This is a genomic window from Serratia ficaria (assembly GCF_900187015.1).
In the GTDB taxonomy this organism is placed as follows: Bacteria; Pseudomonadota; Gammaproteobacteria; order Enterobacterales; family Enterobacteriaceae; genus Serratia; species Serratia ficaria.
Genome location: NZ_LT906479.1, coordinates 2,097,558 through 2,110,767, shown reverse-complemented (window position 1 = coordinate 2,110,767; position 13,210 = coordinate 2,097,558). Strand labels below are relative to the sequence as shown.

The following is a 13,210-nucleotide window of genomic DNA, read 5'->3' as shown; positions in this document are numbered from 1 at the left end:
ATGATTAACGTATTGATTGTCGATGACGACCCGATGGTGGCGGAGCTGAACAAATATTACCTGAGCCAGGTCAGCGGATTTCACTGTCAGGCGACGGTGGCCACCCTGAGCCAGGCGCGCGCGCTGCTGGCCGACGCCGGGGGCAGCATCGATCTGGTGCTGCTGGACATCTATATGCAGCAGGAAAACGGCCTGGATTTGCTGCCCGGCCTGCGCGAACTGGGCGAGAAAACCGACGTGATCGTCATCTCGTCCGCCAGCGACGTGAATACGGTGCAAAAAGCGCTGCACTACGGCGTGGTGGACTACCTGATCAAACCTTTCCAGTTCACCCGTTTTAAAGAGGCGTTGAGCAACTATCAGCAGCAGACGCAAATTTTGGCCCAGCGCGAATTCTCCCAGGCCGACGTCGACAGCCTGCTGCGCCGCCAGCCCAACAGCCAGGAAGGCAAGAAGCTGCCGAAGGGCCTGACCAGCATCACCCTGAGCACGGTATGCGAATGGATCGAGCAGCAGCACAGCGGTGAATTTTCCACCGACAACCTGGCCAACGCCATCGGCATCTCGCGGGTATCCTGCCGTAAATACCTGATCTACCTGGCGGAAAGCGGCATTCTCGGCACCCGCATTCTGTATGGCACCACCGGGCGGCCGGTGTACCTGTATCAGCTGAAGCCGGATGCCATCGCCCTGCTGAAGGAATACTGCCGGCCGGCCTAGCGCAAAAAGCCCAGCAGCGCCGCCAGAAACGCGTCCGGCCGTTCCACGTTGGACAAATGCACCACCGGCAAGACCTGCAACGCCGCCCCCGGCACCGTCGCGGCCAGCAGCTCGCCGTGCGACAACGCGGTGACGGTGTCGTCCCGCCCGGCGATCACCAGCGTCGGCGCCTGGATCAACGCCGCCGTACGCCGCATATCCATATCGCGCACCGCGGCGAAACAGCCGGCCAGCCCCTGCGGCGGCGTCGCCAACAGCATGGCGCGGAACCGCGCGACGGTCGCCGCATGGCCGCCCCGATACGCGGAGGAAAACCAGTTGTTCAGAAAACCTTCCGCCACCGGCGCCATATCGACCGGCGGCCGCAGCGCGGCGATGCGCGCATCCCACTGCCCCGCCGGCCCCAGCCAGGACGACGTATTGGCCAAAACCAGCTTCGTCACCCGCTCCGGAGCGTGCACGCCCAACCACTGGCCCACCATGCCGCCCAGCGACAGGCCGCAGAAGTACGCCTGATCCCGCCGCAGTGCGTCCAGCAACTCCAGCGCGTCGCGCCCCAGCCGGGCCAGCGAATAAGGCCCGGGCGGCGCATCGGACGCACCATGCCCGCGGCTGTCATAACGCAGAATGTGGAAATGCTCGGACAACGCCGGGATTTGTTCGGCCCACATCGCCAGCGTGGTGCCGATCGAGTTGGACAGCATCAGCAGCGGCCGATCCGCCGCGCCGTCAAAGCGGTAGGCAATCCGGCAGCCGTCGCCGGTGGTGAAAAAGGCGGTTTCGTTCATGATCGCTCCCGATAAGGCCGGCGCAGGATGAGGCCCTGCGCCCGATATCCACTATGCTATAGGATTGAAAATCGCCGACCAGTGACTTAAATGACCGGCTGTGTAGCCTGACGGGACCCTATAGTGACCATCAACGATCGCCTTACCGGCATTACCACCTTTGTGCGCGTGGTCGACGCCGGCAGCTTTACCCTGGCCGCCGAACGCCTGCATCTGACCCGCTCGGCGGTGGGGAAAAGCATCGCCCGGCTGGAGCGGAGGCTCGGCGCGACGCTGTTTCATCGCCATACCCGCCGGCTGGCGCTGACCGAAGCGGGCCAGGCTTACTACGATCGCTGCCTGCGCGCCCTGAGCGAGCTGGACGCCGCCGACGCCCAGCTGAACAGCGGCCGCTTGCAGCCGCAGGGCACGCTGCGGGTGAGTGCGCCCAAGCTGCTGGGCCGCCACTGCATCGCCCCGGCGTTAACGCCGCTGACGGCGAGCCACCCCGAGCTGCGGCTCGAGATCAGTTTCAACGATCGGGTAACGGACCTGATTGAGGAGGGATTCGATCTGGCGGTGCGCATCGGCCCGCTCGGCGACAGCGCCAGCCTGGTGGCCCGGCGACTGGGCAGCCAACACCTTTCGCTGTGCGCCGCGCCGTCGTACCTGGCCCGCTGCGGCACCCCGCCGGATATTGCCGGCCTTCACGGCCACCGCGCCATCGCCTACCGACGCTTTGACGAGGACATCGGCTGGCGCACGCTGCTGGCCGGGGCGACGGGCCAGGATGTGCGGCTGGATATCCGCCTGCGGCTCGACGATTTGCATTCGCTGGCGGATGCCGCCATCGCCGGCGCGGGGCTGGTTTGGCTACCCTGCTGGTTGCTGGCGCGCTATCTGCGCAGCGGCGAACTGACGCCGGTGCTCAGACAAATCCGCCTGCTGCCCAATGATATTCACGCCGTCTGGCCGAAAACGCCGTATTTGCCGGCCAAAACGCGGGTGGCTGTCGATACGCTGCTGATGCGGCTGCCGGCCATGCTGCAGCCCGAATAGCGGTTAGTACTGCGGATGCGAAGCGAAGCAGGCCGCCTGCCGGCGAGCGTCTTTGGAATACGCCTTGCGGCAGTTGCGCTGGCCGTAGAGCGGAGCCTGCCGCCGCTTGCGCTCCTGCTCGGCGGCCGCGCGTTGCTGTTCCCGTTCTATCGCCCGCTCATCGGCCAGCGCCAGGCCCTCGGCACTCCATATCCGGTGCTGCAAGGCGCTGCGTTTTTTCTTATATTCCTCGGGGATTTTATTATCCTGCGGCGGCGCGGCATGATATTCCAGATCGAGCCGCGCCGCCGACGGCAAGGAACAGCACAGCGCCACACAGGCAAGAAAGATCCGTTTCACCAGTACACTCCTCAATAAAATTCAGCAGCTCATCGGCCGCCAGTTAACCCCCACGCGACAAAACACGCCGGCGTAAAAACGGTGCGGGCCAGCCACCGGCGCCGGGCGCAGCTGCACCGACAGACAACGAATGGCATCGGGCGCCCGAGCGCACTGCACCCCGCCGCGCAGGGCTGATTTATCCTTGCTTTGCGGCGGCACGCCGGCTTGCAACGCCTTGCGTTCCGCCCGCAAGCGCGCCAACAGCGCCTGCTCCGAACGGATCTGTTCCACCAGCCAGAGATGATGCAGCAGCAGCCCATCGGCCCGCTGCGGGTAATGTTCTGCGCCGCCGCGCGATGCGGCCGGCGCCGAATGGCGATCGACAAACGAATGGCAACAGGATGAGACCAGCAACGCCAGCGCTGCGGTCATGACCGAGGGTAGTTTCAATACATAGGCTCCATTAATGAATGCCGTGGCGGGCATGGCCGCGTCTTACAGAGAATTAACAGCCGCCGGATGACGCGTTCTGTTCCTCGCCGGGCTGCAGCGCGCGCTTGCCCTTGATCGGCGGATTTTTTTTCGCTTGCGCGTCACAATCGCTCAGCAGCGCCAGCTGCCCGACGTCGCGTTCCGGCGACGGGCAGCCCGCGTCCATCTGCTGCCACAGCCCGTGGACGAGACCCTTTAATTTCTTTTGAAACTGCACCGGCGACAGGGTTTCGCGTTCCCGATCGTAACGTGCCGCGCTGGCGTACGGGCCAACGGGCAATAATAGAAAGATGAGCATGGCGGGAACGATCTTTGCCATCATAACCTCCTGTAATTATGCCCCAACGGGCAAAACTCTCCATTAAACGAAGCTTTGTCTGATAATTAAATACGATGACGTATAATGACCACCAGAATAACCGCGAAAAGATAAACCCTATGTCAATAATCTGGCAATGACACTTATAATTCCCATAATTATATTTAGCCGATTAACGAACCCACAGCCGTGACCAATCGATAGTGCCGCCAATGCCGGCGCGCCCTTCATTCAACACCGCATTCGCGGACTCGCCGCCGATGATGCGCTGCCTTTGCTCACGCGTGACCGGCTGCGCCCCACCGACCGGGTAATAGCTGCCGGGATGCAGACCGCTGCAGCCCGTCAATAACATCAACAGCGCAGGAATTAAATATTGCGATGGCATAATTCGCCCTTAAAATAACCTTAACTACCCACCAGGGTAAATAAAAAATGACTTTCTTTAGTTTATTAACTGACGTTATTTATAATGCAGAAGGTAACGGCGACGACTCGATGTTAATTAACACCGCAACTCATTTAACCAAAAACAAACAGGCAATAGCGGGCAGCCCGCAAAGGCAAATAGCATCGCCAATGCGAAAGCACTGCGGCGCACGCCCCGTGCACCGCCGCGCTAGTCTTCGTTGTCAGCTTCCCAGGCCAGCAGATCGCCAGGCTGGCAGTCAAGAATGCGGCAGATTTTGTCCAGCGTCTCCAACCGGACGCCTTTGACCTTGCCGTTCTTCAGCAGAGACAAATTCTGCTCGGTGATCCCCACCTGTTCCGCCAGCTCCTTTGAACGCATCTTCCTTTTGGCCAACATGACATCAAGACTTACTATTATCGCCACTCTGTTCTCACACGAAAGAAAGCTGTTCTTCATTCAGCCGCAGCGCTTCCAAAAATACCCGGCTAAACACCAGGATTGCGCAGCCTACGATCAGCGAGCGCACCGACTCGCTGTTGACGCCATAATAAATTATAAACAGCATTTTTTCACCGGCGGTCAGCACCATTATCTGCAGCAGGCCGGCCAGCGACGGGAACAGCACGTCGACAATCAGCAAAATGCCGATAATCTGCAACAGCAACATATTGTTGCGCTGCCAAACGTTGCCGCGGAAGAATTGATAAAACAGGCCGGCGCCGCACAGCAGCGCGGCGTAATACGGCAGATAAACCAACATGTCGAGCAGCAGCGTGGCGCCGATCGCCCACCCCTGCTGCGGCGCGGCGTAGGCCTTCAGCTCGGGGTAATATTCCCGGTAAGACGCGACGATAGCGTCATAGGCTGCGCCCTGCACCCAGGGTTGAACGATCATGAACATTTCAACGCAGGTGCTGACTATCAGCAACGCCATAATCAGTAAACACAGGCAGCGCACATACGGCGGCAGTTGGATCCTTGGCGTAGCGCCCATAGCTCTTCCATCCTTGTAAAACAGCAATAACTTATCGTAAAACGATAAGTTATTGCTGTCAACGATCTACGGGACCGATGAGGCCCGCGACGCGCGCCTGGCGCCGGACAATAAAAAAGGCCGGGATAACCCGACCTTTTCTCGCCCCCTGACGGGTTTACACCAGTTCGATCACCTCGAACTTGGCTTCACCGCTCAGATCGGCTTCATAATCGACGCCCTGAACGCCAAAACCGAACAGGCGCAGGAACTCCGCCTTGTAGCCCTGGTAATCGGTCAGTTCATTGATGTTGTTGTCGTTGATCTGCTTCCAGATCTCACGGCAGGTGTTCTGCACGTCGTCGCGCAGTTCCCAGTCGTCCAGACGCAGACGGTGTTTCTCGTCGGTATCCGGCGCCGCGCCGCTGAACAGCTTGGTGGCGAACAGACGCTGGATCTGTTCGATGCAGCCTTCGTGAATGCCCTGCTCCTTCATGATTTTGAACACGATGGAGATATACAGCGGCATCACAGGGATCGCCGAGGACGCCTGAGTCACGACCGACTTCAGCACCGCCACGTAGGCTGCGCCGCCCTTGGCCTTCAGTTTCTGGTCGATGGCTTGCGCCGCGCGGTCCAGATCTTCCTTCGCTTTGCCCAGGGTGCCGTGCCAGTAAATTGGCCAGGTCAGATCGGTGCCGATATAGGAATAAGCAACGGACTGAACGTGGTCCGCCAGCACGCCGGCTTCGTCCAGCGCGTCCATCCACAGCTGCCAGTCCTGGCCGCCCATGACCTTGACGGTATCGGCGATTTCCTGCTCGTTGGCCGGCTCGACCACGGCTTCAACCAGCAGGTCTTTGTTGGTGTCCAGCGCGACGGATTTGTAGGGTTCGCCGATCGGCTTCAGCGCGGAACGCACCACTTCGCCGGTTTCCGGCATTTTACGCACTGGGGACGCCAGCGAGTAAACCACCAGATCAATCTGGCCCAGGTCCTGCTTGATCAGATCGATAACGCTCTGACGGCACTCGTTGGAGAACGCGTCGCCGTTGATGCTTTTCGCGTACAGGCCTTCTTCTTTAGCTGCCTTGTCGAAACCGGCGGAGTTGTACCAACCGGCGGAACCGGTTTTGCCTTCGCTGCCTGGCTTCTCAAAAAATACGCCGATGGTGGCCGCACCGCTGCCGAACGCGGCGTTGATGCGCGAGGCCAGACCGTAACCGGTGGATGCACCAATAACCAGCACCTTCTTAGGCCCGTTTTTCAGTTCGCCGCGTGATTTGACGTAGGCGATTTGCTCACGGACGTTGGCTTCACAGCCTGCCGGATGAGCGGTAGTGCAGATAAAACCACGAATTTTAGGTTTGATAATCATAGTAATTTTTTCTTGGTAGCTAAAAACCGAAGGCTAATATACCTGATTTTCTCAATATACTTAAGATGGGCGCACGGCAGAATCGAAACAAGCGCAGTGAACAGACCAGTTCCCCGGCGAAAAAACCGGCGCGACAACGTTGGCTCCCTTAGCCGATTCAGATCGTCGGCCGGATCACTGCATCACGCCTTGCTCTTTTCCAACTGCTCAATCAGGGTATAGCGCAGTGAGGAAGCATCGGCCGGCACGTTTTCCAGCGCGGTCACCTGCACCTTCAGACGGTAGCGATATCCCGGCTCGAAGGTGAAGCCCTCGATGCCGGTATAAAACAGTTCCCACGGCTGCTGCGCGGAATGGCGCACCTGCATGCACTTCATCGGGGCAACGCCGACGCAATCCACCAGCGCGCTGTTGACCAGCAACACTTCCGTATGGCCGCCGTTTTTGTTTGCGGGCTGATTCATAGCGGCTCCTTCCTGGCTGCAGCCGGCCAGAGCGGCCAATGCAACGAATAACAACGCTTTGATTTTCAATGTACTGCATCCATGTTTGTTGAGGTCGGACCATACTACCAAATCCGCCGGCGGATTGGCAGAGCACCGCCTCAGCCAAAGCGCACCAGTACGAAATCGGACCCACAACCGATGGCAAAACGCCTGATACGGATCAAAAATAACCCCGCTCACCGAGTGAACTCGCCGATGTTCATCAATAGCGCCGGCGCATGACAAAAACGGTTTATTGCCTGAGCGCGTCATTTGCCAGCCGCGACTTCTGGGTCTAACTTTATGAAACTGATAATCATTACGAGGTTCGCCATGCGTGCACTTTCTTGCCTTTTCATTGCGGGTTCAATGGCTTTACTGTCCGGCTGCGCCAGTCAGCCGCAGGTCACCAGCGATTACGATCACAGCGCCAACTTTACGCAATACCGCACTTACGGTTTTGCCGCCGACCCCGCAGGGCAATACCAGACGCTGACCGGCAAGTACATTCAGGCCGCCGTGGCGCAACGGATGGAGCAGCGCGGTTATAAAGCCAGCCCCACGCCGGATCTGCTGGTCTACAGCAATACCATGAAGCAGGATAAGGTCCAGATGGACGATTCCCCGGTGATGGTTGGGCGATTCGGCTACGCCGGTTGGGGCGGCTATAACCAAACCCTGTGGACCTACACCGAAGGCACCCTGACGGTGGACGTCGTGGACAGCAAGAAAAAACAGCTGGTATGGCGCGGCTCGGCCACCAATACCTTGAATTCAGACAGCAAAACGGTCAGCCAGGCGCAAATTCAGCAGGCGGTCGGCGCGCTATTCGCCACTTACCCTGCGCGGGCCGGAGCGGCGAGCCGCTGATTCACCGCGCCAGCGCAGCCAGCAAAAGACTGCAGCTCGGTTATGCAAACCTTAGAGCTGCAGTTAAATAATTAACGCCTCCGCATAAGTAGCCCTTTTAAATACATTAACGCCAGATCCGGCTTTAAAATTAATAAACCCCCGCCTTCTCATCACGCAATTAAATACCGTAAAAATAGTTTCTGTTTGTTATGCGAATCGATAATTACTGCCCGCCGTTTTTCTGTTAAAACAAACTGCTTGCGCAAGCTTAATGCCATTCAACTTAATCTGATCGATAAAGAGGGAATCTTATGCAAGAGATCGATGCCAAATATTTTCATCTGATCGCCGGCGCCGGCAACTTTGCCGATAAACGCGACGGCTGCGGTAGAGTCAATAACGCCGGCAAACAGGGCAAGAAAGGTTCGGCTGCCGACGGCAAAGGCTTCTATGGTAAGCACACCTCGCCTGACTGCGTTAACGGCATCATTAGCGGATCGTTGGCGGGGCCGCTTGGCATGGCCGCCGGCGCGCTCAATGGCGGATGCTTTAAGGATGGCCGCAGCGGCGGCGGTAATGTCGGAATGGGTAAAGGCGGCAATAAGTCTAACGGCAGCTGCAACAGCGGCAAGTCCGGCAGCTGCTCCCGCTAAGCTGATTGATTGACTAAAAGCATAAGTTGTTCCGCGCAACTTATGCTTTCATTTTACGGTGGACCGAATGTTTCAACTTTTTCGCGCTCTCTGTTATTTAATGGGTTTTTTAATTGCGACCTCATTGCTCAGCGGCGCCCATGTGGCTTTCCCGCAGGCCTACGCCGCGCCGAGGAACTTATCGAACTTTGTCATAACCCTGGTGTTTATCGGCAGTATTATTCGAATGATTCATCTGCTGCTTAAATTTTATTTCGTAGATAAATTCAACAGAAAAGATAAATAGCGGCGCGTAGTCCGCCGCAGGCTCAAGGCACCCGGCGCATCGCCGCCCACGCCGCGCCCCCTCCTACTTGCCGGCGGAAGGGCTGGCCAGGGGCGACAGCCGGACAAACAAAAGCCCCGGCGATAAGGCCAGGGCTTGAAATGGGATGGTGTGGCGGCCGGTGCTTATCTTCGGCTTACCTCTGAGGGCTGCAATTCGCCACAACATAAATAACATATTAAATTCTACCGGGAAGCGGTTAACAGTAAATGCTTTTGTCGCTTCCCGGCGACAATACTGCAGGTGATGTCACTGTCAGTGATGCAGCATGTCGTCAACCACCTGTTCGGTAGTCAACTGGAACGGATAGTACGTCGGCCAGTTATCCATTTCCGCCAGTAGCGCTTCCTGCGATGTGTTGCCCACAAAGATATGAAAGTGAGCGGACTTGCGCGGGGCGATGATGTGATCGCTGAACTGAACGTATTTAGGTGCCTGGCTGCCGGCATCCTTACATTCAAACAGATAACGAACCCCTTTTTTGCCTGAGGCGTAAGTCAGGATCTTGTGCCCGGCATAGGCGTACTGGCAGGAACTGGCTTTATTACCGCGGTGGAACTCCATAACGCCGTTTTCGATGCCTATGGTATCAATATCGGTGGCATACCCTTTGCGGTAGTACTCCTTGATCTGTTCGAACGTTTTGCCCTGCTCTTTCTCCGCCTTCTGCTTAAACACCGGATCAAGGTCGCCATTCTGCAGGTAAGGATGGACGGACTGCCACACGCCATCCCAATCCGTTAAGCTTCTGTCCTGCACGTTCTTATCATCGAACACCCCCTTAGACGCCTGCAACTCCACTTCCGACATCGGTTTGCCATGCGAATGATGGGCATGAGAAAGCGCGTAACCGCTGACTAACAGCGCGCCCAGCGCCAATGAAATTTTTCCAAAATAGTTCGCCACTGTATATCCCTCTATACCTTCCCAGAAAAACAAAACGTTACAATATAACATAACAAATATCAATATCATCTCCGGCAAATTTTATCGGGGATAAACGGCAAGAAAGCCACTATGGGCGATCGGCCCCAACGATAGGTTACGCCTTCTGGTTCAGCATAGGGTCGGCATGCTACTATCTACATGGTTAATAAGGGAAAAGTTAAATAATATAGTGGGATTTTAATGAAATGTTTAATCGGTTATCTCATTCTTATGAGCCCGATGTTGCTGCTAAGTCATTTTCTCGGCGATCTTGCTGTTTTCATCTGGGTTATAAACTCCGTCATACTTACGGCGCTCACTCAATACGTGATGAGAAGAAAACCCAAAGAGTATGATGATGTGTATTGAGGTCACACCGTTATAAAAGGAATGGCATGGCGGTTGTGCGACAAACGCGTCAGTTCGCCGCCCTGAGTTGTGATATCACGCCCCGCCGCAAGGGGGGATAGACGGAAAGCCGACACAGTGTTTAGACATAAGTCGGCATCGTCTCGTTTACCTTGATCACCCGAAAGCCGGTGTAAGGATAATAGCGCAGTGCTACCGGCATCCCCTTAATACACAAAAAAAGACCGAATACGATTCCTATATTCGGTCTAGGGAAATGGCTCTTGGGAGAGAGCCGTGCGCTAAAAGTTGGCATTTAGTGCAGGGCTTGTTCAGCCATGCACTTTAAGAGTAGCCTACCGCGCTATTTTTGCCAGCGGCCGGGCGGGCGGGTGATAGTTTCATGACGAAATCAATGCGGCGTGAATGCGTATCGAACGTCAGGATCCCGGCAAGCTGTTGGCGAACAAGCGGTTAATTATCGCACAGCTTCTCGGCGCGTTCGCGGAACGGCGCCAGGTTCATTTTATGGCCGGGGTTGGCGGCGTCATCGAGCAGGATCACATCCAGCGGCTGCGCGCGCTGCTGCCCCGCCTTCACCTGCGCTTCGGCGGCGTCGTTGAGCGGATACTGCATCAGGGTGCTGTTGTTGAGCACAAACAGCGCGCCGCCGCTGCGGCACTGCAGCGTCACTTCTTCTTTGGTGAACGCCCACTGCTTGCCGTACTCCAGCTTGGTGATGTTAACCAGTTTGTCTGCCGCCAGCGCGCCGGTCGCGGTTGCCAGCAGCGTAATGCCAAGTAATACCGATTTCATTTGATGGCCTTCAGGTTGCTATTTGACTCGATTTTCCCGCAGTTTACCGGCATCCGGCAAGCCGTAATCTTATACCGGCGCATAGGTTGCAAATAAACTGACCAGCAGCAGCACCGCCCCGCCCAGTCCCACTTCAATCCAACAGGCCAACACCAGCCCGCGCTGCGCCAGCTTCGGCACGCGGCTCATCGCCGGCACGATGGCGTAACGGTTGGCCAGCGCCACCATCACCATCAGCGCCACCAGCGCGGTTTTGAACAACAGCAAACGCTGATACGGCGAAGCCACGTTCAGCGGCCAGCTGCCGAGAATGATCAGGCTGTTGACCGCCCCGGTGACGATCACCGCCGCCACCGCCAGGTGGCCCCAGCGCGAGAAACGGATCAGGGTGGTGATGGCGTCGCGGCGCCATTGCGGCTGCTGCAGGTAGCGCAGGCAAACCAGCAGCGGCAACAGGCTGCCGAACCAGTAACCGGCGGCCAGCAGGTGCAGCGCATGGTTGGCGCGATGCAGTACGCCAAGCGCGCCTTGGTGCATCGCCGCATGGCCGATAAACGCCATGCTCACCAGCAGCAGCGTAGAGCACAGCGCCAGCGCTTGAATGCGCCTCGCCTCCGGCAGCAGCAGGCTCAGCAGCGCCAGCAGCGCAAGGCCCAAATGCCAGCGCCACACTTCGCCGAAGGTCGTGCCGAGCACCGCCCACCACACCTCCAGCCGCCAGGTATCCTCCCAGCCATCGCCCATTTGCCCGGCCTGTACCGCCAGCAGCGCCACGGCGGAAAGCCCGGCGAGCCAGGTGCAAGAGACCAGCAAAGGACGCACGTCACGGGTGAGATACGGAGAAAGGCGCTGCGGCGACAGTAAGGCGGTGAACAGGCTGACGCCAAACATCAGCATCACCGCCGCAAAGTGCGCCAAGCGACACAGAACGAACAGGGTCGCCAGACTCATTGATCAGTTGACGGTGAAGCTGTACTGGCCTTTGGTTTTATGGCCGTCGACCGAAACCACGTGCCAGCTGACGTTATATTTGCCGGCGCCAAGCTCGCCTTCGATCGGCAGATTAACCTGGGTATTGTTGTTCGGATCGAGTTTCAACTTGCCGGTTTTCACCGCGGCGTTGTCCGGGCCGGTGATCTTGACGCCGCTGAAGTTAGGCTCGATGCCTTCGGAGAAATTGAGCGTCAGCGCTTTCGGTGCCGGGCTCACGCTGGCGTCGGCCGCCGGGGTGACAACTTTCAGGTGGGCATGCGCCAGCGCCTGCTGCGAAGAAAGGCCGATAAACAGCACGAAAAGGGTGGAAAGCAGGCGATATGAGGAACGAATTTTACCGATCACAGTGGTATCCCTTAAAGCGAGGAACGAGGGTGATATGGGTTAGGCCATCAGCCAAGGCGATGAATCAGCGGCCCCAACCCACCGCAAATGATTGCGCCACGGGTAAACAGAATAAGGGGTTAATCAGCTAACCCGCTGTTTTGAATCTCTACCATCCCTGTAGCGTATCGCGGTAAATGATAACGATCGCCCCGCGGCAAGTCGAGCGCATCACTGGCATTTTGCGATCCGGCAGCACGTATCGCTGCATAGCCGCACAAACGTAGGGCATAAAAAAACCGCGCGTCAGGCAGCGGCCCGGCGCGCGGTTTTCTGCACCCGTTATCAGGCCTGGCCGTTGCCGTTCTCGGCGGCGCCCATTTTCTTCAAATCCTTGTCGATGAAGAACAGGCCTTTGCCGCTGGTGCCCACCAGCGCCAGCTTGTCCAATACGGATTTGAACAGCTTCTCTTCTTCGTGTTGCTCGGCAACGTACCACTGCAGGAAGTTGAAGGTGGAATAGTCGTGCGCCGTCATGGCCGCATGCGCCAGTTCGTTGATCTGACGGGTGATCAGCTGTTCGTGTTCGTAAGTCTGCTGGAATACGTCGGCCAGGGATTCGAACTCAACCGGCGGCGCGGCGATGGTGCCCAGCAGCGGCAGAGCGCCGGTATCGCTCAGGTAATCGAACAGACGCTGCATGTGCTGCATCTCTTCCTGAGAATGCTCCTTAAGAAATGCGGCGGCGCCTTCAAAGCCTTTATCGCTGCACCATGCGCTCATTTGCAGGTACATGTTGGCGGAGTAGAACTCCAGATTCAGTTGCTCATTCAGCTTCTTGGTCATTTCTTGCGTCAGCATAATGATTCCTTTTATTTTGCAGGTCGTGAATTTAATTTCGCGCATTATGCCTTGGGTAATTAAAAATAAAAACACCTGATTTACATTAAATCTTTAATTATTTAAAATATAAATAAAAACAACAAGATAAAATATCATTGAGTTGATTGTTTAAATTATTATGATAACTATTTACATCTACAGGG

The 13,210-nt window shown here is 57.1% G+C and carries 18 protein-coding genes; 4 read left to right on the top strand and 14 right to left on the bottom strand.

Features of this window, described 5'->3' with window-relative positions; translation table 11 throughout:
• Positions 1 to 720 (top strand): two-component system response regulator DcuR, encoded by a 720-nt coding sequence (gene dcuR, locus CKW09_RS10010; protein WP_095097030.1) that lies wholly within the window; start codon positions 1 to 3, stop codon positions 718 to 720.
• Here dcuR and pcaD read toward each other — a convergent pair.
• The gene (gene pcaD, locus CKW09_RS10005; protein WP_061799060.1) at positions 717 to 1,508 is read right to left on the bottom strand and encodes a 3-oxoadipate enol-lactonase; all 792 of its coding nucleotides are present in this window, start codon (positions 1,506 to 1,508) and stop codon (positions 717 to 719) included. The genes dcuR and pcaD overlap by 4 nt on opposite strands.
• 129 nt (positions 1,509 to 1,637) lie before the next feature.
• Here pcaD and CKW09_RS10000 point away from each other — a divergent pair, with 129 nt between their 5' ends.
• Positions 1,638 to 2,546 carry a LysR family transcriptional regulator gene (locus CKW09_RS10000; protein ID WP_095100105.1) on the top strand — a complete coding sequence of 303 codons (909 nt, stop codon included), beginning with the start codon at positions 1,638 to 1,640 and terminating at the stop codon, positions 2,544 to 2,546.
• 3 nt (positions 2,547 to 2,549) lie between these two features.
• On the opposite strand, the gene CKW09_RS09995 is transcribed toward CKW09_RS10000, so the two are convergent.
• From CKW09_RS09995 to CKW09_RS09960, 8 genes are all read right to left on the bottom strand, one after another.
• Positions 2,550 to 2,885 (bottom strand): hypothetical protein, encoded by a 336-nt coding sequence (locus CKW09_RS09995; RefSeq protein ID WP_061799059.1) that lies wholly within the window; start codon positions 2,883 to 2,885, stop codon positions 2,550 to 2,552.
• 21 nt (positions 2,886 to 2,906) lie between these two features.
• Positions 2,907 to 3,317 (bottom strand): hypothetical protein, encoded by a 411-nt coding sequence (locus tag CKW09_RS09990; RefSeq protein WP_231922137.1) that lies wholly within the window; start codon positions 3,315 to 3,317, stop codon positions 2,907 to 2,909.
• A 55-nt stretch (positions 3,318 to 3,372) separates the two neighbouring features.
• A complete protein-coding gene (locus CKW09_RS09985) occupies positions 3,373 to 3,681 on the bottom strand; it encodes a hypothetical protein (protein WP_095097024.1) in 309 nt (102 codons plus the stop codon).
• 169 nt (positions 3,682 to 3,850) lie between these two features.
• Positions 3,851 to 4,066 carry a hypothetical protein gene (locus tag CKW09_RS09980; RefSeq protein WP_095097021.1) on the bottom strand — a complete coding sequence of 72 codons (216 nt, stop codon included), beginning with the start codon at positions 4,064 to 4,066 and terminating at the stop codon, positions 3,851 to 3,853.
• Positions 4,067 to 4,297: 231 nt separating this feature from the next.
• Positions 4,298 to 4,513, bottom strand: a complete 216-nt coding sequence (locus CKW09_RS09975; protein WP_061799052.1) for a helix-turn-helix domain-containing protein — start codon at positions 4,511 to 4,513, stop codon at positions 4,298 to 4,300.
• A 7-nt stretch (positions 4,514 to 4,520) separates the two neighbouring features.
• The gene (locus tag CKW09_RS09970) at positions 4,521 to 5,084 is read right to left on the bottom strand and encodes a DUF2975 domain-containing protein (protein ID WP_061799050.1); all 564 of its coding nucleotides are present in this window, start codon (positions 5,082 to 5,084) and stop codon (positions 4,521 to 4,523) included.
• A gap of 157 nt (positions 5,085 to 5,241) precedes the next feature.
• Positions 5,242 to 6,441: an enoyl-ACP reductase FabV gene (gene fabV, locus CKW09_RS09965; protein ID WP_061799048.1), complete on the bottom strand. Its 1,200-nt coding sequence runs from the start codon at positions 6,439 to 6,441 to the stop codon at positions 5,242 to 5,244.
• Between the two features lie 182 nt (positions 6,442 to 6,623).
• On the bottom strand, positions 6,624 to 6,974 hold the full coding sequence (locus tag CKW09_RS09960; RefSeq protein ID WP_061799046.1) for a DUF4377 domain-containing protein: 351 nt from the start codon (positions 6,972 to 6,974) through the stop codon (positions 6,624 to 6,626).
• A gap of 321 nt (positions 6,975 to 7,295) precedes the next feature.
• On the opposite strand from CKW09_RS09960, the gene CKW09_RS09955 reads away from it, so the two are divergent.
• Both CKW09_RS09955 and CKW09_RS09950 read left to right on the top strand, forming a co-directional pair.
• A complete protein-coding gene (locus CKW09_RS09955) occupies positions 7,296 to 7,796 on the top strand; it encodes a DUF4136 domain-containing protein (RefSeq protein ID WP_231922136.1) in 501 nt (166 codons plus the stop codon).
• A 293-nt stretch (positions 7,797 to 8,089) separates the two neighbouring features.
• A complete protein-coding gene (locus CKW09_RS09950; RefSeq protein ID WP_061799042.1) occupies positions 8,090 to 8,431 on the top strand; it encodes a hypothetical protein in 342 nt (113 codons plus the stop codon).
• 580 nt (positions 8,432 to 9,011) lie between these two features.
• Here the strand turns inward: CKW09_RS09950 and zinT are convergent.
• The 5 genes from zinT to ftnA form a co-directional block, all read right to left on the bottom strand.
• Entirely contained in the window at positions 9,012 to 9,662 is a 651-nt protein-coding gene (gene zinT / locus CKW09_RS09940) for a metal-binding protein ZinT (protein WP_095097018.1), read from the bottom strand.
• Positions 9,663 to 10,505: 843 nt separating this feature from the next.
• Complete coding sequence (locus CKW09_RS09935; protein ID WP_061799036.1) at positions 10,506 to 10,847, bottom strand: YebY family protein; 342 nt, start codon at positions 10,845 to 10,847, stop codon at positions 10,506 to 10,508.
• A gap of 69 nt (positions 10,848 to 10,916) precedes the next feature.
• The gene (gene copD, locus CKW09_RS09930; RefSeq protein ID WP_095097015.1) at positions 10,917 to 11,798 is read right to left on the bottom strand and encodes a copper homeostasis membrane protein CopD; all 882 of its coding nucleotides are present in this window, start codon (positions 11,796 to 11,798) and stop codon (positions 10,917 to 10,919) included.
• Between the two features lie 3 nt (positions 11,799 to 11,801).
• Entirely contained in the window at positions 11,802 to 12,185 is a 384-nt protein-coding gene (gene yobA / locus CKW09_RS09925; protein ID WP_095097012.1) for a CopC domain-containing protein YobA, read from the bottom strand.
• Positions 12,186 to 12,509: 324 nt separating this feature from the next.
• Complete coding sequence (gene ftnA, locus CKW09_RS09920; protein WP_061799139.1) at positions 12,510 to 13,025, bottom strand: non-heme ferritin; 516 nt, start codon at positions 13,023 to 13,025, stop codon at positions 12,510 to 12,512.
• Positions 13,026 to 13,210 lie beyond the last annotated feature (185 nt).